Genomic DNA, 19858 nt, shown 5'->3' on the forward strand with positions numbered 1-19858 from the left:
CAAAATAGAACCCGTTATCGTGGTTTGTCTGAAAACCATCATTTATTGAAGTTTGGTTTTGACGAGTCGGTCCCATAGTTCCTTCCAGGAAGAGCTCTTCTGAGCAAGAACATCCCAGTCAGGATTAATCCCGTTGCTCTGTGTTTCCACGGAGAAGGAAGGATCGTCCTTGTATTTGTCTGGAACGGCAGCAGTTGTGCTGGTTACCGGTGTACCTGTTGCTTCTGCATATTGTGACAGCGCCTCTGCGCTCAGCAGCTCGTTGATAATTTCGTTGGCTACACGTGTCTGCTCAGGTGTTGACCCCTTCACAACCTGAAGTGTGTATGGGAAGGAAATAGCTCCTTCGCTCGGATATGCTACAGCAAGTGGAGAACCGCCATCAATCCATGTTTGTGCAACCTGTGCACTGAAAGGAGCAATCAGAGCATCGCCCGACTCCAGAAGAGCCTTCAACTGGTCATTGGATGTAACCAATGTACCGATCTGGTCACTGTGATCTGCCCAGAACTGGAATGCTGGCTCCGGATTCTCATACGATGCGCCAAGCTCCTGTCCTTTGACTGCAAGAAGTGGAGAAATATAGGAATAGAACATGTAGTCCCAGAGTGCCGTTTTCCCTTTGAATTCCTCGTTATCCCACAGATCATTCCAGCTTGTTGGCGGTGTTTTTACAAGGTCCTTGTTATAGACGAGTGCGAAGCTCGAAACTCCCCACACGACACCCTTATTGTCAGGCTTGTGAAACTGCTCCGGGATATCCTTGATGTTGGTCACGATGCTTGTGTCCAGTGACTCCCACATATCATCGTTCAAGCCTTTTGCTGTCGCATCTGCGTTGAAGTAACCAAAGTTGACAACTGGATTGTTGGGATCAGCCTGCTTGCCAGCGACCATTTTCGGATACATGACTGCATTGGATGATTCTTCAAAAGTAACTTCGACATTTGGATGCTCTTTGACGTAATCTGCTACCACTTCTTTTGGAACGACATCCTGATTGGAGCCAGCCCAGATAAACATGGTCAGTTTAACCTTGTCTCCGCTTCCTCCAGTAGATTCGGATCCTCCTGCTGTATTGCTGGAGCTGCTTGTTCCACCGCACGCTGAGAGAACCAGTGTACCGGCCAGTGTCAGTGAGGCGAGACTGAGAAAGCGTTTCTTGTTTGATTTAAACATGAGAATTTCCCCCATCGATTTAGTTGGTTTTATGAATTTGACAAAAATTAATTCGTTTTTCCTTCATGTACCTTATCAATGCAATCCTATTTTCTGACGCAATCCTTCCATAATGCCTGATATCTCATGTGGAGATACGGATAGGGAATTCTCCTCCACGACTCCCATGGTCTGACGCTTCAGGTAGTCTCTGAGTGCCAGCGGAACATTGAGCAGTGCCTGATTCAGCGATACTTGCATCTCGTCAGTCCATATGGCCTCGAACTGTTTCCTTGTCCAGCCATAATCGAATTCTTCCTGCTGCCGTTCCCGATTGGCCCGCAACTGTCTGGTCTCACTCACGTTCAGGTTCCGGCCTTCTATGACTACACCATACAGTTCAAGAGCTTTTTCCGTGGATACCAGTCCTCTTCTAACATCTTCCAGAACCAGCAGTGGATCCCGATCAAATGGATCGCCATATCCACCTCCGCCCTGTGACAGGAACGTCACCGTCTCTCCGGGTTGGAGCAGCAACTCATCAATTCTTCCCAGATGGTGTTCACTTGCACGTCCAGCATTGAGAATAGCTTCCCCATGGGTACCAACACCTCCGCCAAGCCTGCCCCACGGATGAAACTCCATACGCTCCATATTTCTGGCGGTCATTACGGTATCTGGTGTAAGAATTTTGACACACAGGTCGATTCCGCTTCCACCACGGAAGGTTCCAGCACCAGCAGAATCAGCACGAAGGCCATAATGCTCTATGAGCACAGGCATTTCGGATTCTACTGTTTCCGCAGGAATGTTTCGAAGATGACCCACGGCAAAATCCATGCCATCAATTCCGTCTTTCATCGGTCTTGCTCCTGAACCGCCGCATATCGGCTGGATCACGCCAACCTTTTTCTTGCCATCTGACGCATCTGTCATCGCCATCATAACGATGCATGCCTGTCCGGCTCCTGCGGCGGGAACCTTACTTGCCTGAGCTTTTCCAAGAGCGCCTGTGATGACATCCATTAGCCGAATAAAGGTAGCTGCTCTTGCGCCAACCGCTGCCATCGGCTCCGGGTTAAGAACTGAAGCCGGTGGTGCGTAATTTCGAACCATGCGAATCATGCCCGAATTCCATGGAATCGTTGGATCGAGCGTACGGAAATAACGAATGAGTGCGGGAACCAGCATGTAATGCCCCTGCTGATTGTGGGTAGGAATATTGAACGAAGCTCTGACCTGAGGGTCGGTTCCGCTAAAGTCCAGATGAATATCACTGCCCGCGATTGTCATTTTGCAGCGCAATCGGATGGGATAACCGCCAGGGCCTTTCTCCAGATAGTCCCAGAACTCATACGAACCATCCGGGATCTCCTGTACGATGGCGCGTGCCTTCAACTCAGCGTATTCCAGCAAATGCTCAATGCCCTGCTGAATTCGCTCTACACCGTAGCGGCCGATAAGCTCTTCTAGTCGCTGCTCCCCCCGATTCAAGGCTGCCATCAGTGCCTTGAGATCACCGAGGTTTTGCTCCGGAATGCGGCTATTGTCCAGAAACATACGAAGTATTTGCTCATTAAGAACGCCTGCTTCATACAGCTTGACTGGAGCAATACGAATGCCTTCCATATGAATATCGTAGGCGCTTGGAGATACGCTCCCCGGTACCTTACCACCTACATCGGATGAATGAACGAAGCACATGCCGTATGCGATGATTTCTCCTTTGTGAAAGTAGGGCTTGATCAGATGCACATCCGGTAGATGTGTCACCATGCCTTTGGTGGAATAAGGATCATTACAGATAACCAAATCGCCTTCCTTCCAATCTGTAATGCTGTTTATGGTCGCCGCTGCGGGGATGCCGAGGGACAGATTGTAACCCGTCTCCAATGGCGACCCAAACGTTTCCCCGGATGGTGACAAGAGGTAGGTTCCAAAATCGCCTGTTTCTTTAACAAAAGCGGTGAATCCTGTGCGCAGCACGACATTGGCCATTTCCTCTACCGCAGCCTGAATCCGGTTGTTGAAAATTTCAAGAAAAACCTTGTCGCCAATCATTGCTCCACCTCCCCAATCACATTTCCGTAAGCATCCCGGTATACCGTAAAGCCAGGCGGGATGAAAATGGTTGTATCATATTCCTCCACAATAATGGGCCCGTGGATGGGCATATTCAATGGTATCTGTCCCCTCTTAAGAACTTTTGCTATTCGCTGTGCGTGGTCGAAAGTGATGATTCGTTCTTCTGCTTCACTCTCATCGAATGGCAACTCTGCCGGAGACGTCGTGCTTTGGGTAGGCAGGATGCCAACAATGGTCGCTCTCAGACTAACGAACATCACATCAGCTTCCGGCTGGCTGATGCCAAACACATTTTGGTAGTACATATGGAATTTGTTCCTTGCTTTCTCAGGATCGGCGATTTCATCGGATGTGAGCGTAACCTCCAAATCAAAGGCCTGACCTTCGTAACGCATGTCGGCACTATACAAGCAATAGATATGTTCCAGTTTCACTCCTCCGCGTGCTTCCTCCTCAACCCAACTACGCCCTTGATCCTCCAGTCTGGTGTAAAGAGTCGATAACTCACCAGGCTCAAGTGTTTGACTGCTTTTATGCAAGGTATGAACGAAATCATTGCGAAGGTTGGCAACCGTGCAGCCCATGGCACAAAGTGTTCCTGGAGATGGCGGGATCAGCACTCGGCGGATGCCTACTTCACGCGCCATGAGAAAAGCATGCATCGGCCCAGCTCCACCATAGGCGAGCAATGTAAAGTCACGGGGATCAACACCCTTGCGTGCCATGAGCGGAGAGAACTGGGCATACATATTGGCGGTGGCCACATCAAGAATGGCCTGTGCAGTTTGCGTGGGACTTAGTCCAAGACGTTCGCCAAGGTTGCCCAGAGCACGTTCTGCAAGCTCGGGATAGAGACGCATCTGTCCACCAAGGAATCGATCAGCCTGCAAAATGCCTAGTTGCAGATAGGCATCCGTCGTTGTTGGCTCTTCTCCCCCACGATGATAGGAGGCCGGACCCGGATTAGCTCCTGCGCTTCGTGGTCCCACCTTGAGTACCCCTACGGAATCGAGCCAGGCAATTGAGCCCCCACCCGCTCCAATCGCGGTTACATCCACAGCGGGAATGATGACTGGAAAATCCCCAACCTTATTCTCGGTAGAATAGGTAGGCTCTTTATCAATGAGAGCAACATCAACGCTTGTCCCGCCCATGTCGAACGTGATGACTTGATGAATGCCGGCCTGTTCAGCAATATGCGTTGCAGCGATTACTCCGGACGCAGGTCCGGACAGAAGAGTACGTACAGGCTCTTTGGCCGCTCTGGCCGCCGTCATGATTCCACCATTGGACATCGTGGACAGCAAATTGGCTTTCAAACCGTAAGCGCCAATTCCTTCTTGCAGACGCAGAAAGTATGATCCCATGCGTTCCCCAACATATGCATTCATGGCTGTGGCGAGTGTACGTTCGAATTCACGTTGCTGCGGCCAAATGGCACTACTTCTGCAGAGAAACAGGTGCGGATGACGTTCCCTAATTAACTCTTCCGCGAGCTGCTCATGAGCAGGATTGACATAAGCGTGCAAGAAACTGATCGCCAAGGCTGTAACCCCCTCTTCCACCAGCTCGTCTACCGCTTGAAGCAGTTGCTCCTGATCCAGTGGTTGAAGTATGCTACCGCTCGCAAGCGCTCGCTCATCCACTTCCTTAACGAGATGTCTCGGAACAAGCGCATCGGTCTTGTCACCATACAGATTGGTAGTATCCTCGAGACGTAGCCTCCGAATCTCGAGAATATCTCGAAACCCTTTGGTGACCAACAGACCTGTAACTGCGCCGTTACGCTCAATTAGGGTGTTAACACCAAGCGTTGTTCCGTGCACAAACAGATCAATCTCCTGAAGATCCACTCCACCCGCTTTGAGCTGATCAAGTACATTAAAAATCGCCTGTTCCGGAGCTGCTGCAATCGATGGCGTCTTCAGTGCCGCAATCACCCTGCCATGATTGTCCATAACCAGGGCATCCGTGAATGTGCCTCCGATATCTATACCTAATCGATAAATTGTTTTCACAAGCTCAACTCCTTTATCACCGGTTATTATCCGAAGTTATATTAAGGTTCTGCATGGCAAAATATCGTTTAACATCCTCAATCATCTGGTTAATATGATTCACCATTGCCGCTTCAGCCTGTTCCGGGGAGCCCGCCGCTACTGCCTCCAGAATCCGCTGATGGTCCACAACCAGTTCACTTCCTACTCTTTGCCTAATATAAGCTGTTTCCAGGAAATCACGGCTTGTCTCCCAGACCAGTTCAACCGCATGCAGCAGAATCTGGTTTTGAGCCGCATAAGCCAGCAGCCTGTGAAATTCCCGGTCCTCCTCGTAAGGAATAACATTCTGGGAAAGCAATTGATGCTGGGTAGCAATAGAGGCTTCCAGTAACAATATGTATTCTTTTGAGGCTCGTTGTGCTGCCAGAGAAGCAATTTCCCGTTCCAGAGCCCTTCTGGCTACAAGGACATCGAGCAGAGCCTTTTCACCGGAATGGTTCAGCATCTGAATGAGCTGGGAATTCACACTTTTTTGCTGTAAATCCTTCTCCAGAATCTTGATTCGCTCCAGCCCTTGTTCGGTCAGAACCCTTCCCTTTCGTCCCTCCAGTATCGTGAAACCTTCAACGTCCATCTCCATAAGTCTTCTTCCGATTGTAGCCTGACTTAGACCGTACGTTTTGCCCAGGGTATGAACCAACGTGCTGGCCCCGATGGGAGCGCTCGCGTCCCGAAGCTGCTTCAGCAGTTCGTATTCCAACTCCAATTCGTTTAGCTCAGGACCCACTAAATTCACTCCTCATATATAAATAATTGTAGTTCTTTTTGTTGTTACTCACTGATGATTAACGACAGTATACCTTCAATCGACAATAATTTCAATAATTCTTACCTAATTACTATGTATTATTTTTTCTGACCATGTACTCACCGTTTGTTCCAAAATAACAAAGAGCAACTCACATCCTGTATTCCAGATTTTGTTCTGGAGGACGTAATCTGCTCTTTGTTGAGATAACCTTTAAACTACGTTTAATTATAAATATTCATTTACGACTTGAGCTGTTGGAGTAGCTGTACGCGGTAGGCTTCACTTTCAAGAGATTGGATCTCCTTGTATTCTTCCGGAGTAAGCACTTTAGGCTCCCCTGCTGCCTTGGCGATCATGTACACCTTGGCGCTTTCCTCCACCACCTGGGTGCGGTAGTAGGCTTCGCGCAGGTTTTTACCTGTCGTGACCAATCCGTGGTTAACCAGAATGAGCGCTGTGTGTTCTTCAACCTTGGCAGCCACCGCATCAGCAAGAAGTTTGGTTGTGGGCAGAACATAAGGGACAAAGCCAATATCGCCCACCAGTGCCGACTGATCAGGGAACAAATGAGGCAATTCATCGAAAACGAGACTCAGAGCGATGGTGTATGCCGGATGTGTATGCACAATGGCTTGAATGTCAGGATTGACCCGATAGCTATACAGATGCATCAACACCTCGGAGGAAGGACGTGTTGATCCGGCACGTGTCTCTCCTGTCGCAATATCAATCGCGATCCATTCCTCAGGCTCCAGATCCTCTAGTGCATAACCACTCGGCGAAAGCAGCATCGTTCCTTCGAAACGTGCGCTCAGATTCCCCCCAGGTCCAACCACTAATCCTTGAGCAACCGCTCTGCGGGCATATTTGGTCAATTCTTCCCTTACCTGTTGTTCAGACATGTTCTGCTCCACTCCTTTGACTTTTCTTTTTAAGCATTTTACAAAATGCTCTTCTAATTGGATTTGCTCGCCAATGTTTGATTCAGGTTCTGGTATATTACGTAGGCTTCCTGCCATCTTGCGATGTCTTCTGGCTCATAGGTTTCGGGAGAAAAGGAAGAAAGCATAACTTCTCGCACCTCGGACAAGCCGCTCACTTCGCCATGTGCCAGGAATTGCAGCATGCAATTTCCGGCTGAAGTTGCCTCGGCAGGACCTGCTATCACCGGAATCCCTGCTGCATTCGCCGTAAATTGACACAATAAGCGATTATGCACACCGCCACCGACCATATGAATCACCCGTGGCCGAGTGCCTGTAATTAGCTCCAGTTCGTCCAGAGTCTGTCTGAACTCCAGCGCCAAACTTTCGAGAATACAACGTACAATGGCTCCGGTCGTTTCAGGTATTGCTTGCCCGCTGGCACTGCACTGTTGCCGGATTCGCTCTGGCATATCGCCTGGTGCCAAATACACCCCGTCTCCGGGCGATACATAACATTGATGTGCGGTTGCCGAAGCAGCGAGTTGGACCAGTTCCTCATGGGTAAAACGTTGATTCTCCCGTTCCCACTGCCGTTTGCACTCCTGCAATAACCACAGGCCTGATCGATTCTTCAAGGTTCGTACTTTTCCATTTACCGTGCCCTCATTGGTGAACTCTAGTTGACGACTACGATTATCCAATACAGGACTGTCGCGTTCCACGCCCATGAGTGACCAGGTGCCACAGCTAATAAAGGCAAATTCCGAATCTGTCGCAGGAATGGCTGCTAATGCAGATGCTGTATCATGTGAACCTACAGATATCACTTGCATCGGTTCAATCTTCAACTCTGCACACAAGTCATCCGTTAACTGCCCCAGCACCGTGCCTGGCTGTACTAGAGGTGGGAATAACGTCTCCGGGATACCCAGTCGGCCAATCAATTTTTCATTCCAACGAACCTCTCCGGCATGCAACAGTCCGCTTGTACTGGCAATTGTGTACTCGCTGGCCTGTTGACCAGATAGATAATAGTTAAATAAATCCGGCATCAATAACATGCGCACATCTGGCCGCAGACCTTCCGAGTGCTCGCGCACACTTCCAAGCAGTTGAAATACGGTATTTATTTGTTGTGGCAGGACACCGGACATGGAATATAGCTCTTCTTCATTTACCATGCGCAGGGCTTCTTCCATCCACTTCGCATTACGCGATTCCCGATAATGGCGGGGGTTGAAGCATAATCTTCCCTCCCCGTCCACTAATCCATAGTCGACTCCCCACGTATCCACAGCAATGGAACGGACCGGTTGGGAGATGCCTTGCATGCCCTTTACAATCCCTTGTTTCAGTTCGTGGAAAAGTCGCAGGAAATCCCAGTACAATCCGTCTCCCAGGTGTACAGGATCGTTACTGAATCGATGCACTTCCTCTAACGAGAGCTTACTCCCGTCAAAAGTCCCACGGACTACTCGGCCGCTTCCGGCGCCGTAATCGGCAGCAAGCACATGCGTTGCTTGAGTTCCCATCTCTCATGCCTCCTTTGCTTCCGCGACTAGCCGTTTGGATGTTAACGATACAACGGTCCAAAGACGCTGCATGCCCGGTAATCGGCACTTTCTGGTTCACTTGTGCCGAACAGTCCCCAGGCACGTGGACGGAAAATCTCGGATTCCGGTACATTATGCATACTCACCGGGATACGAAGCATGGAGGCCAGTGTCAGCAAATCCGCTCCGATATGTCCATAAGAGATGGAGCCATGGTTCGCGCCCCATTGATTCATCACTTCGTAGACCGAAGTAAAAGCTCCTGATCCCGTCAGAACAGGTGCAAACCAGGTGGATGGCCAAGTCGGATCTGTCCGTTGATCCAGCGTATCATGCACATCCTCAGGCAGATCGACGGTGTAACCTTGAGCCACTTGCAGTACAGGACCAAGTCCTTTAACCAAATTAAGACGTGTCATCGTAACAGGCATACCGCCCTTGGTCAGGAAATCAGCCGAATAGCCGCCGCCCCGGAAATATTCGACAGATGCCGGGCGCCACGAGGTCGCTTTCAGGCAGTCCTGAACCTCTTCGTCTGTAATTTCCCAGAAAGGCTTGAGCACAGGCTCACCTGCTCTTGATTGTTGTCCTGTACCATCCAATGCTGCTGAACCAGAGTTGATCAGATGCAGAATACCGTCCTTTGCGTTTCCTTCCAGCTGATGCCCTGTCACGCGTTTTACCGAATCCGGGCTCCAATAAGTGCGTACATCTGCGAAGATCTGCGCGGTATGGGTAAGCAGGGAACCAAATAACATCGACACACCATTCAGGCTGTCGTTCTCTGTTGCCACCAGATAAGGAGAACGTTTGCCATTCCAGTCAAAGGAAGAATTCAGGATGGATTCCAAAAAATCTCCGTTGGGTGAATGATCTGTCCACTGTCGTTGTCCCTGAAACCCGGAGACAATCGCGTGGTGGCCCATGGATTCCTCAGTAAATCCCAGCTCCGCCAGCTTCGGGTTGCCAGCCATCAGGTCACGTACGATCTGCGTCATTTTCACTACCGTTTCCCATTCATACTCTTTGCGTTTGCGATCTGTCTGCAGATGGGCAGGATTATTGTCCGGTCCTTCACTACAGTTCTCCTTCACCCAAGCTAGCGCCAGCTTATACTCTTCAGGATCATAGATTTCTTCTTCTATACGACGAGTCAGTTCACTCATATCCACATATTCGTTCCGCATGCCCAGATACTCCTGGAAAAAGGAATCGTTCACGATGGAGCCGGCAATGCCCATGGATACCGAGCCGATAGACAGATAAGCACGTCCCTTCATGGTTGCAGCGGCAAGACCCGCACGGCTGAAACGCAGCAATTTCTCACGAACGTCATCGGGAATCGTCGTATCTCCTCCATCCTGTACATCCTCGCCATAGATACCAAAAGCCGGAATCCCCTTCTGTGCATGGGCTGAGAGTACTGCTGCCAGATATACTGCGCCCGGACGTTCGGTTCCGTTAAAACCCCAGATCGCCGTAGGAATGGAAGGAGACATATCCATCGTTTCTGTTCCATAACACCAGCAAGGTGTAACGGTAATGGTCACGCCCACGTTGGAGCGACTGAATAGTTCCGCTGCTGCCGCTGCCTCGTTCACGCCACCAATACAGGATTCGGCAACGACGCATTCTACCGGCGATCCATCGGGATACCGAAGTTCTGCTGCGAGCAGCTCGGCAACGGAAGTTGCCATGCTCATCGTCTGCTCTTCCAAGGATTCACGAACACCCTTGCGTCTGCCGTCAATTGTGGGACGAATACCAATCTTGGGAAATGCCTGTTTATAACGATAATCCTGATGTGTCATACTAAAACGTCCTCCTTCAATGGTTTCATAGAATAGGTACGAATGACTTGTGACTTGTCCGTATGCAATTTGATGGGGCTATTTGGGGATTTTGATTCCTTCTGTTCACCGATACCCGAGGAAATACACTACTATTGCATGCCAACGGTCAGTTCTTTTTCTTATTATGAATGCGTTTACAAATGCTTGATTAAATAAACCGCTCTATATTATTGACTCCGTTATGCTGTCCTGTTATGGAGTGTGAAGGAAGCGATGTGAGCAAAAATGAAGAGCGGTTAGACTGAAATAAATCAACTTTTTTATGATTAGGGTTATCGGTAACCCTAAGATAGCATGAGCCTATCTTGCTGTCAATCGGCATTATCCTATAGAATGGAAAGACTATGTTGCGGAAAGGTTAGATCCTATTGATTACCATTTATGATATTGCCAAAAAAGCCAACGTCTCCGCCATGACCGTCTCTAAAGTCATTAATCAAACAGGTCGTATTAGCCCGGCTACACGCGAGCGTGTACAACAGGTCATCGAAGAACTTGGTTACATACCCAATTCGAATGCGCGAAGTCTTGTGCTGCAACGGACTCAGATGCTGTCATTATTGATTACGGATATTACCAACCCCTTCTATACAACGCTGGCCCGGGGGGCTGAGGATGCTGCCAATCTGCGTGGTTACCGCCTCTTGTTCAGCAATAGCGACGAGGATTACGACAAGGAGAAAAATTATGTGGAAACCATTCTGTCTACTCGCGTCGATGGTGTACTGTTTGCACCTGCAGGGGACCGCTCGCTGAATCACTTGAAGCAGCTGCAGGAACGTAACATTCCGTTTGTTATTTTGGACCGCACTGTCCCGGGAATCACATCTGACGTTATCGCTGGGGACAGCCGAGATGGGGCGCTTCAATTGATTCGATATCTGACGAATCTGGGTCATCGCTGCATTGCTCTGGTTAATGGTTCTTCCGAGGTTTCGACTGCGCGGCTGCGAGAAGAAGGATATATGGAGGGACTCCGGGAAGCCGAGTTGCCCTTTGACGAAGGCTTAATCCTTCGAACAGGCTACCGGGATTTCAGCGATGAAGTGGGTATCGACAGTTTACTTGCACATCAGCACAAACCTACAGCCATATTTGCAGCAAATAATATGCTTGCCATTGGCGTCATTCGACTTTTACGTAAACGGGGGCTGCGTGTGCCTGAAGATATCTCGGTCGTCTGTTTTGATGACCTCGATCTGGCTTCTGCCTTTGATCCCTTTCTCACGGTTTCTGCACAGCCTGCCTATGATTTTGGTGCCATCGGCATGCAGATGCTGATCGACCGAATTGAAGGGAAGGCTCCTGAGGAACCACAGACCGTCATTATGCCATCGGAGCTGCGTATTCGCGCTTCGGCCTCTGTACCTCGCGAATAAAGAGGAAAATCAGTCGTAGACCAACCCTGACTTGAGAGAAACTGTTTTGTTGAAGCAAATACAAACAGGACGCATCGGAGAATATCTCTCTGATTGCGTCCTTTTTTATGAAATGTACCTCTTATATATATGGAATTTATATAAATTGAACTAAGCATTTACACAAGAACGTAGAGGACAGAAATAACCTGAAGAAGCGGAGCGTTCGCCTAAAAGCTTTCTGAAAGAAAGCTGCATCGGAAGCATACGCTTATCCCCGGATTTTCCCCTTTGAAAAAGGGAATCCAAAAAATCTGGGGATAACAGCGATCGGAAGGTTGTTCTGGCATCGGAGTGGCGGCGTAAATATTCTTAGTTCAATTTATCCCTCGGATTGAAGAGCCAGAGCGACTTCCCGAACCAGACCCGGGAACCAATCCATTAATGCTTCGAACGTATATCCAGCCTGCTCGGCTTTGGATGTATCCATTGTCCAGGATTCCGAAATTCCAAAGGGTGACATGTCCTCTTTGATCGTTTCGGTCAGTACCTGAGATTGCATGCCTGTTACCGTTTCGATCAGATGCATCATGGCGGAAAGTGTTATTGTCCCTTTGGACGCTGCATTCACAGGTCCTGTAATGGATGAATGTCCAAGCCAAGCGAGAAATCTCGCGGCTTCGGTGGAATTGATAAATCCAATTTCGGCGTTCGGATTGGGCATGCCGATAGGTTTTCCTTTTTGCACATGTTCAATATGAAAATGAAGTCTTCGCGTGTAATCATCAATTCCGAGTACAATTGGAATGCGCATCGCCGCCACTGGGAAATCCGCTTCCTGGAAAAACACAGCTTCCGCTAGACGTTTACCCTCGCCGTAGGAGAAATCTTCGTGGCTTCCGTATTGCACCGGGTAGGTGTATGGATCGAAATCAGCTTCGGTAAATCCGGGTTTGGGATCTCCATATACCGAGAGCGTTGATGTCAAAATGTATCTTTGGGTGCGTCCGGCAAAAGCTTCACAAGCCGACTTCGCCGCATCCGGCGAGTAACAGATGTTGTCATAGACAATATCCCACATGTCGGTCTGCGCAACCTCGGCAAGAGATTTCGGGTCCTCACGATCCATTTTAATCCGATTGACCTCTGGTCCAAAGTCTACATTCGTTTTCCCTCGAGTTGCGACTGTGATTTGAGACTTTCCTTCCCATAGTAAATGATCAACCAGACGTTTGCCGAAGAACCGTGTCCCACCAAGTATAAGTACTTTTTTCATCCGATAAAACCTCCTAACCTCTTCTGATCATGCGTATATTACTAAAACTTCATGAATGAAGTGCTGTCTGTGTTGTTGCAATCCAGATATTTTTACCGGGATTTCACAATATGGAGCATCGTGTGTGCTCCTCGCTGGAATTCGTATGAAGTCTTCTCTTCAGAAGTAATATATCCGCGTTCTTCCAGTATATCCTTTAATTGATCCATATGCTCATAACGCTTGCCAGACAAGTCTACCGTAGGAAAAATACGCAGCTCCCGCTTGGTCACTCGCAACAGCTCAAGGATCGTCCGTAGATGGAATTCGGCATCCAGTCGATCTGCATACGTAAACAGGAAATGCGCAGACAATGTCAGATCGAATTGTTCATCGGCAAAAGGTAACTCCGGCAGTACAGAAGCCACATAACGATCAGGGAAACGTCTCATATCCGCTACACAGTCGGTGATTGCACGTCTACGTTCTTCTTCCAAGCCATGGATAGAACCGAAATCATCCCATCTATATTTGTCTTGTACTTGTTCCATTTGTTTCATCGTATGTTCAATATCCTGAAGTCCCTTCACTTCCAGTTGGCCGATCTCATGTTCATAGGCAATATCCGCTGCCATGGGATCTGCACCCCACTCTCGCGCATGGCTGCTGAATGAACAAGCCCCACCTGGACAATCGAGAACAGACTTACCTTTAATTTCTTCCACGGTCAGGTTAAACATCTTCATATATTCCTCGAAGGTTCGCCCGATAAAAATAATCTGTGCCAGCTCCAGGCCGGCTACTCTGCTCTTCTGCTCATCTCTGCTCATCTCGTCTCAGCTCACTTTCCAGAATTAATCATTAGGAAAAACAAGACCAATCTGCTGCCGGATTTGATCCATCACCTGCATGGTAACATAGGAACGTTCATACGTGTTCATGTCCGATTCCTTTTTGCCCTGCTGAATCAGATTGACAAACTCCTCCACCTCATAATACATCGACGGATGAATTTGCTCGGCAGTGAGTTTTTCCACCGTACCATCATTGTAGCGTATCTCCGCATGTTCGGGTGAACCAATTTTGTCAATGAGGATGCTGCCGCGTTCGCCCATAATTTCGCTTGGAACATGAGAATTGGAGATTTTAGAGTACGTCACTACCGCTTCCATCTCATCATAATTCAGAATGACACTGCCTTGTCCATCTACCCCTGATTCCAGCATCATTGCCTGGGACTGAACTTGTTTAGGCTCGCCGAATAGCGTAATTAATGGATAGAGACAATAAACCCCAAGATCCATTAACGCTCCGTTAGCAAGATCGGGTTTGAACGCATTCAGGACGATTCCTTCCTTATACTTGTCGTACCGGGAAGAGTACTGGCAGTAACTCGCCACATATTTACGTACCGGGCCAATTTTATGTAGGTGAGATTGTACCATTTTGAACGAGGGGACAAGGGTCGATTTCATGGCCTCCATGAGCAGAACTCCATGTTCTTTCGCTGTATCAATCATACGACGGACCTCTGCCCCATTGGCAGCCAAAGGTTTCTCGCATAGTACATGTTTTCCACTTCTCAGAAACAACTCTGCCTGCTCGGCATGAAAGGTATTCGGTGTAGCAATGTACACGGCATCAAGACCATCACTCGTCGCCATCTCTTCGAGGTTGGTGAATCGAAGTGCAGCCTGATATTGATCTGCAAATGCATTAGCTTTATCTTCAGTTCTTGAGTACACGGCAGTCAATTCGAATCCTTCGACTTGTGCAGCGGCCTCAAGAAGCCTCTCTGTAATCCAGTTGGTACCTACCACTCCAAAACGAACCATTCAATCTACCTCTTTCGTAAATAAATTTCACAATTAAACAGCTTGCCATCCTGTACATTGTAGCCTATATTTCAACCAGATTGAAGGGATGTCCATTTCCAACATATTGATATCTTGCTTTTTTGTTTGAAACTTCGTCGATTCCCATAAATCAGGGGTATAATGAGACTTGAGGTGATTCTTTTGGAAAGTCCCAACCCCTATCAAACAAATTCAGTTCCTATAGATGAAAAACAGTGGAATGCCATTATCCACAACGATAGCAGCTTTGATGGTAAATTCTATTACGGTGTCAAGACAACAGGCATCTTTTGTCGACCTTCCTGCAAGTCTAAAGCACCCAAATATGAGAATGTCACTATATTTAACAACCCAGAAGAAGCATTGGCTCTACATTTCCGTCCATGCAAACGGTGCAAACCAACGGGCGAGCGAATCCCCGATCAGGAATGGATTTCTGTTGTAACAGACTATATTGAACATCATTTTGCCGAGCCTCTAACACTAGATATTCTTGCAAATGTGAGTCACGGGAGTCCATATCATCTGCATCGGGTGTTCAAACGGATTACCGGCCTAACTCCGGTGGAGTATATTCAGGAAAAAAGAGTCACCGAAGCCCGGAAATTGCTTGAAAGCACCCGGCTCACCGTTACAGATATCGGTCGACAGGTTGGCATAGCCAATCCGGCGTATTTTATTACTGTATTTCGAAAACATACAGGTAGCACACCTGCCAATTATCGTGAACAAAGGCGTGATCAATCATGAAGACCAGCTTGGTATACAAAGTACCCAAAACATTGCTCAACAAAGGAACCGGGTTCCTTAATGGTTATACGCATACGCTGAATCCCTACACAGGCTGCGCTTTTGGCTGTTCCTACTGTTATGTAAGGCAAATGCCCGTCTCTTTATTTCGCAATGAACCATGGGGCAGCTGGGTTGATGTGAAACAGGAAGCCGCCAAGGTGCTTGCCAAAGAGCTGAAGCGTGCGAAATCAAAAGGTAAAGTCACTCTCTTTATGTCATCCAGTACAGATCCGTATCAGCCCGTTGAATATAAGGAGCAAATCACGCGTTCTTTACTTGAAGTTATGGCCGAGGATCCACCCGATTTTATATTGGTTCAGACCCGAAGCCCATTGGTGACCCGAGATATCGATCTGCTGCAAAAGTTGGGTGACCGGGTCCGGGTTAGCATGACCGTGGAAACGGATCTGGATGATATCCGCAAGCAGTTCAGTCCTTCTGCTCCGCCAATCGCTGGCAGATTGCGTGCCCTGGAACAACTGCGAGATGCCGGTATCCCCACACAGGCTGCTATTGCGCCAGTATTACCCAGCAGCGAAAATTTTGCAGCCATCCTAAGGCCGCTTGTTGATCGTATATGCGTTGATGATTACTTTATGGGAGATGGCAGTGAGGGCAAGCGAACCCGGAGACTTGGCATGAAGCCACTTTATGAACAAGTGGGCAAGGAAGATTGGTACAGTCCTGAGGCATACAAAATGGTAGTCGAGCGAATGAAGGCGCATTTTGAGGAACATGAAATTTGGATTAGCCAAGCTGGATTTGAACCCTAAAACCCTGATCATGCCTTTATATAAAATGAAAATAGCCCTGCTTCCCTCGCATCGGGAGTAAGGGCTATTCTTCTAACTTAATCGATTATTGATCAAGTGTGTACAATGGAAGATCTGCAGGCAGTGCAGCTGGGCGCTGACATGTGCTGTCCATTTTATAAAAAGTCTGCTCATCCGAAGAATCATGGAACGCCCACATCGCTTCGAGTACATGGTAGGCAAGCTCTCCACTTGCCCGGTGAGCACGTCCGCTACCCACAGCATAAGCCATATCTGCAACACCAATGCCACGTGTATTCTCCTGATATCCTGGCAGAAGGGGTACCTCAGTCCATTCCTCATCACCTAGCAAACGGTAACGAACTGGACCGCCGAATGTGTTTGGATCAGGAACCTGTAGGGTTCCATGAGTGCCGTATACTTCAATCGGTGGCAATACACTTCCGCCAAATACGTCAAAACTCGTAATCAGCGTGCCGATAGCTCCCTGCTCAAATTGCAGCAATCCCGCTACATGCGTCGGAATTTCAACAGGAATGCTCTGACCCCGCTTTTTCTCACTCGTGATCGTCCGCTGTTCCATCGCTTTGCCCGTCATGCCAGCAATTGACTTGATTGGTCCCAACAATTGTACGAGCGCAGTCAGGTAATAAGGCCCCATATCAAACATCGGCCCGCCACCGGCTGCATAGTAGAACTCCGGATCTGGATGCCAATGCTCATGCCCACGGCTCATCATGAATGCGGTAGCGGCCACAGGTTTGCCAATGACACCATCCTCTACTACTTTGAGTGCCGTCTGAATTCCTGAACCGAAGAACGTCTCTGGCGCACAGCCTACCAGCAGCCCTTTACGCTTAGCTGTTTCGAGAACCGCCTGACCCTCTTCTCGTGTGACAGCGAGTGGTTTTTCCACATATACATGTTTGCCTGCTTCGAGCGCTCTCAAGCATACATCTGCATGAACGGCAGGGATTGTCAGATTGATAATCAGGTCGATCTCAGGGTCTGCCAAAATTTCATCTACCGTGTATACGTTAGGAACATGATAAGCAGCTGCCTGCTCCTCTGCTCTGTTCCGGTCAAGATCCGCAACCGCAACAAGATCGAGTACCTCAAATCGGTGACAGTTCTCCATATAAATACCGCTGATTTTACCACAGCCAATAATGCCTACTTTCATTGTTTTCATACGTGGACTCCCTTCGTGTTTCCAATTGATATAGCGCTTCCAAAACAACTCAAGACCGCTTTATGTGGGTCAATATATTTATCTCAACGGATATGAATTAGATTTAAATTTAATTAGTGACTTTGGTTATCAGCCATTCCTGTGTAAACTTCAGTCACTGCGTCCTTGCGGCTTTGCGCAATAGCTTTGCCTGCTGCAGTCCATTTGAAACCACTACGCATCATCTCAGTAACCTGTTTCATCTCCACAATATCTGCATGGTGTCCAAGCGAGTTGTAGAACACACGGCCTGCACCCCAGCGTTTGGTCCAAACGACTGGCATATCTACTGGGCCATTCGCTGCGTGAGGACCGTTGACAATTGGGAAACGTGTTGTTGCCAGCACTTCTACTGCAGGGTCCACGTGCAGGTAGTACTGTTCGCTTTTCACCTGGAAATCTTCAATATGATCCAGCAAAGGACTGGAACCACGCTTCATGTTTACCGTGTACTCCACGCCGTCGTTCCCTGGATGCGCAACCCACTGTCCACCCGTCATGAACTGCCAGTCGACGTTGTTGCGGAACGCATCACACATCCCGCCATGAAGACCCGCGAGACCTACGCCGCTCTGAACAGCCGCAGATACGTTATTGACCAGTTCCTGTTCAATCTGTCCCATTGTCCACAGCGGAACGATTAGGTCCAGACCCAGCAGTTTCTCTGCATCGGCATAAGCTTCCAATGTATCTGAGACTTCAACCTCGAATTGTTCTTCCTTCAAAATGCGTTCAAAAATCGCTGCTACCTGCTCTGGTTCGTGTCCATCCCAGCCGCCCCATACGATTAGTGCTTTGCTCATCACCCATCACTCGCTTTCCGGAAGTTAAGTTATTGTCATTCTATCGAACCTTGCTCAAACTCAAGACCTCTCCGAGGTCAACATCCTAGCTTAAATGCAGCTTATTTATTTCAAATGAGTGCCACCATGATGTCCAGTTCACAATTCAGTGGTTTAATGATTACATTTCTTCTAGCGACACCCAGCGGCGCTCTGTAACGGAACGTTCAACGGCTTCCAATACCGCTTGACAGGCAACCCCATCATGGAAACTTGGCTCAGGCTGCCGTCCTTCGGAAATCGCAGTTACCAGCTCCAGCATTTCATGTGTGAACGTATGCTCGAATCCAATCGTATGTCCCGCAGGCCACCACGCCTCAGCATATTTGTGTGCCGGATCGGTCGCCAGAACACGGCGGAAGCCCTGCACATCTTCATCGTCCTTCGTAAAATACACTTCCAGTTCATTCATCCGTTCAAAATCAAACCGGACGCTGCCCAGACTACCGTTGATTTCAAACGAGTTGGTACTGCGATGACCTGCTGCAAAGCGTGTAGCCTCGAAGCTCCCCAACGCACCATCTGCAAACCGTGCGAGGAACAACGTGGCATCATCTACCGTCACTTCACCCTTCGGAGCATCTGCGTTCGAACTGCCTTTGGCGCTAAGTCCGGTCATTTCCGAAGCCAGCGGCCGCTCTTTGATGAAGGTTTCGCTCATCCCAATTACTTCCTTGAATTCACCCACCAGGAAACGTGCCAGATCAATTAGGTGTGCGCCAAGATCGCCATGTGAGCCGGAACCGGCCACTTCTTTTTGCAGACGCCATACCAAAGGGAACGAAGGGTCCATGATCCAATCCTGAAGGAAAAATGCTCGGAAATGATAGATTTTGCCTAGGCGTCCGCTTTGCACCAACTCTTTAGCCAGCTGCACTGCTGGAGAGAAACGGTAGTTGAATCCGACCATGTGTGCAACCCCTGCTTCTTCAGCAGCCTGGAGCATTTCACGCGAATCAGCTAACGACAAAGCCAGCGGTTTTTCACAGAACAGATGTTTACCCTGACGAGCGGCTTCCAGTGCGATTTCCTTATGGGCATCACTTGGAGCGTTAATATCGATCAGATCGATGTCATCACGCCGCACCAGCTCGCGCCAGTCCGTTATACTTTCAGACCAGCCGAACTGACTGGCAGCCTCCTGAACTCCCTGTTCGTTCCGTCCGCAGATTACAGACATCTCCGGCTGCAGTGGGGCAGACGGGAAAAACATCGGCAGACTGCGATAAGCATTGCTATGGGCTTTTCCCATAAATTTGTATCCAACCATTCCGACACGAAGACGATTTGACATGGTCATTTCCTCCTTTGGGATATAGCTATACAGGTTGAACTAAAGAATATTTACACTTGCCACTCCGATGA

Annotated in this window: 16 protein-coding genes; 3 read left to right on the forward strand and 13 right to left on the reverse strand. The window is 48.7% G+C overall.

The features are described from left to right. Positions 1-42 precede the first annotated feature (42 nt). The 7 genes from CS562_RS04405 to CS562_RS04435 all read right to left on the reverse strand — a co-directional run bounded on the left by CS562_RS04405 (position 43) and on the right by CS562_RS04435 (position 10344). Positions 43-1179 (reverse strand): ABC transporter substrate-binding protein, encoded by a 1137-nt coding sequence (locus CS562_RS04405; RefSeq protein WP_099853910.1) that lies wholly within the window; start codon positions 1177-1179, stop codon positions 43-45. A gap of 75 nt (positions 1180-1254) precedes the next feature. Continuing rightward, the gene (locus CS562_RS04410; RefSeq protein ID WP_099853912.1) at positions 1255-3219 is read right to left on the reverse strand and encodes a hydantoinase B/oxoprolinase family protein; all 1965 of its coding nucleotides are present in this window, start codon (positions 3217-3219) and stop codon (positions 1255-1257) included. Further along, positions 3216-5261, reverse strand: a complete 2046-nt coding sequence (locus tag CS562_RS04415) for a hydantoinase/oxoprolinase family protein (protein WP_099853914.1) — start codon at positions 5259-5261, stop codon at positions 3216-3218. The genes CS562_RS04410 and CS562_RS04415 overlap by 4 nt, the downstream gene beginning before the upstream one ends. A 16-nt stretch (positions 5262-5277) precedes the next feature. Further along, positions 5278-6030, reverse strand: coding sequence for a FadR/GntR family transcriptional regulator (locus tag CS562_RS04420; protein WP_099853916.1), 753 nt, complete (start codon positions 6028-6030; stop codon positions 5278-5280). A 263-nt stretch (positions 6031-6293) separates the two neighbouring features. After that, positions 6294-6956 carry a class II aldolase/adducin family protein gene (locus tag CS562_RS04425; RefSeq protein WP_076288661.1) on the reverse strand — a complete coding sequence of 221 codons (663 nt, stop codon included), beginning with the start codon at positions 6954-6956 and terminating at the stop codon, positions 6294-6296. Positions 6957-7009: 53 nt separating this feature from the next. Then, entirely contained in the window at positions 7010-8512 is a 1503-nt protein-coding gene (locus CS562_RS04430; protein WP_099853918.1) for a rhamnulokinase, read from the reverse strand. Between the two features lie 41 nt (positions 8513-8553). After that, on the reverse strand, positions 8554-10344 hold the full coding sequence (locus CS562_RS04435; protein WP_099853920.1) for an L-fucose isomerase: 1791 nt from the start codon (positions 10342-10344) through the stop codon (positions 8554-8556). A gap of 410 nt (positions 10345-10754) precedes the next feature. On the opposite strand from CS562_RS04435, the gene CS562_RS04440 reads away from it, so the two are divergent. Next, positions 10755-11765 (forward strand): LacI family DNA-binding transcriptional regulator, encoded by a 1011-nt coding sequence (locus tag CS562_RS04440; RefSeq protein WP_099853922.1) that lies wholly within the window; start codon positions 10755-10757, stop codon positions 11763-11765. A gap of 361 nt (positions 11766-12126) precedes the next feature. Here CS562_RS04440 and CS562_RS04445 read toward each other — a convergent pair whose 3' ends face one another. The 3 genes from CS562_RS04445 to CS562_RS04455 all read right to left on the reverse strand — a co-directional run bounded on the left by CS562_RS04445 (position 12127) and on the right by CS562_RS04455 (position 14834). Next, the gene (locus CS562_RS04445) at positions 12127-13020 is read right to left on the reverse strand and encodes an NAD-dependent epimerase/dehydratase family protein (protein ID WP_099853925.1); all 894 of its coding nucleotides are present in this window, start codon (positions 13018-13020) and stop codon (positions 12127-12129) included. A 92-nt stretch (positions 13021-13112) separates the two neighbouring features. Further along, entirely contained in the window at positions 13113-13829 is a 717-nt protein-coding gene (locus CS562_RS04450; RefSeq protein ID WP_099853927.1) for a class I SAM-dependent methyltransferase, read from the reverse strand. A gap of 24 nt (positions 13830-13853) precedes the next feature. After that, on the reverse strand, positions 13854-14834 hold the full coding sequence (locus tag CS562_RS04455; RefSeq protein ID WP_099853929.1) for a Gfo/Idh/MocA family protein: 981 nt from the start codon (positions 14832-14834) through the stop codon (positions 13854-13856). A gap of 162 nt (positions 14835-14996) precedes the next feature. Between CS562_RS04455 and CS562_RS04460 the strand changes: the two genes are divergently transcribed. Then, positions 14997-15605, forward strand: a complete 609-nt coding sequence (locus CS562_RS04460) for a bifunctional transcriptional activator/DNA repair enzyme AdaA (RefSeq protein ID WP_099853931.1) — start codon at positions 14997-14999, stop codon at positions 15603-15605. Continuing rightward, a complete protein-coding gene (locus tag CS562_RS04465) occupies positions 15602-16420 on the forward strand; it encodes an SPL family radical SAM protein (RefSeq protein ID WP_099853933.1) in 819 nt (272 codons plus the stop codon). Before CS562_RS04460 ends, CS562_RS04465 begins: the two co-directional genes overlap by 4 nt. 85 nt (positions 16421-16505) lie before the next feature. On the opposite strand, the gene CS562_RS04470 is transcribed toward CS562_RS04465, so the two are convergent. From CS562_RS04470 to CS562_RS04480, 3 genes are all read right to left on the reverse strand, one after another. Next, positions 16506-17612, reverse strand: coding sequence for a Gfo/Idh/MocA family protein (locus CS562_RS04470; protein ID WP_072732920.1), 1107 nt, complete (start codon positions 17610-17612; stop codon positions 16506-16508). A gap of 113 nt (positions 17613-17725) precedes the next feature. Beyond that, positions 17726-18454, reverse strand: a complete 729-nt coding sequence (locus CS562_RS04475; RefSeq protein ID WP_099853935.1) for a ThuA domain-containing protein — start codon at positions 18452-18454, stop codon at positions 17726-17728. A gap of 160 nt (positions 18455-18614) precedes the next feature. Then, the gene (locus tag CS562_RS04480) at positions 18615-19787 is read right to left on the reverse strand and encodes a Gfo/Idh/MocA family protein (protein ID WP_053780576.1); all 1173 of its coding nucleotides are present in this window, start codon (positions 19785-19787) and stop codon (positions 18615-18617) included. Between the last annotated feature and the right edge of the window lie 71 nt (positions 19788-19858).

It is taken from the genome of Paenibacillus sp. LK1, from assembly GCF_002750415.1.
Classification (GTDB): domain Bacteria; phylum Bacillota; class Bacilli; order Paenibacillales; family Paenibacillaceae; genus Paenibacillus; species Paenibacillus taichungensis.

Bases quoted from the DNA above. Each gene is read 5' to 3' on its own strand.
- CS562_RS04410 (WP_099853912.1), bottom strand. From the start codon at position 3,219: ATGATTGGCGACAAGGTTTTTCTTGAAATTTTCAACAACCGGATTCAG.
- CS562_RS04430 (WP_099853918.1), bottom strand. From the start codon at position 8,512: ATGGGAACTCAAGCAACGCATGTGCTTGCTGCCGATTACGGCGCCGGA.
- CS562_RS04435 (WP_099853920.1), bottom strand. From the start codon at position 10,344: ATGACACATCAGGATTATCGTTATAAACAGGCATTTCCCAAGATTGGT.
- CS562_RS04455 (WP_099853929.1), bottom strand. From the start codon at position 14,834: ATGGTTCGTTTTGGAGTGGTAGGTACCAACTGGATTACAGAGAGGCTT.
- CS562_RS04445 (WP_099853925.1), bottom strand. From the start codon at position 13,020: ATGAAAAAAGTACTTATACTTGGTGGGACACGGTTCTTCGGCAAACGT.
- CS562_RS04465 (WP_099853933.1), top strand. From the start codon at position 15,602: ATGAAGACCAGCTTGGTATACAAAGTACCCAAAACATTGCTCAACAAA.
- CS562_RS04450 (WP_099853927.1), bottom strand. From the start codon at position 13,829: ATGAGCAGAGATGAGCAGAAGAGCAGAGTAGCCGGCCTGGAGCTGGCA.
- CS562_RS04475 (WP_099853935.1), bottom strand. From the start codon at position 18,454: ATGAGCAAAGCACTAATCGTATGGGGCGGCTGGGATGGACACGAACCA.
- CS562_RS04405 (WP_099853910.1), bottom strand. From the start codon at position 1,179: ATGTTTAAATCAAACAAGAAACGCTTTCTCAGTCTCGCCTCACTGACA.
- CS562_RS04470 (WP_072732920.1), bottom strand. From the start codon at position 17,612: ATGAAAACAATGAAAGTAGGCATTATTGGCTGTGGTAAAATCAGCGGT.
- CS562_RS04480 (WP_053780576.1), bottom strand. From the start codon at position 19,787: ATGTCAAATCGTCTTCGTGTCGGAATGGTTGGATACAAATTTATGGGA.
- CS562_RS04425 (WP_076288661.1), bottom strand. From the start codon at position 6,956: ATGTCTGAACAACAGGTAAGGGAAGAATTGACCAAATATGCCCGCAGA.
- CS562_RS04460 (WP_099853931.1), top strand. From the start codon at position 14,997: ATGAGACTTGAGGTGATTCTTTTGGAAAGTCCCAACCCCTATCAAACA.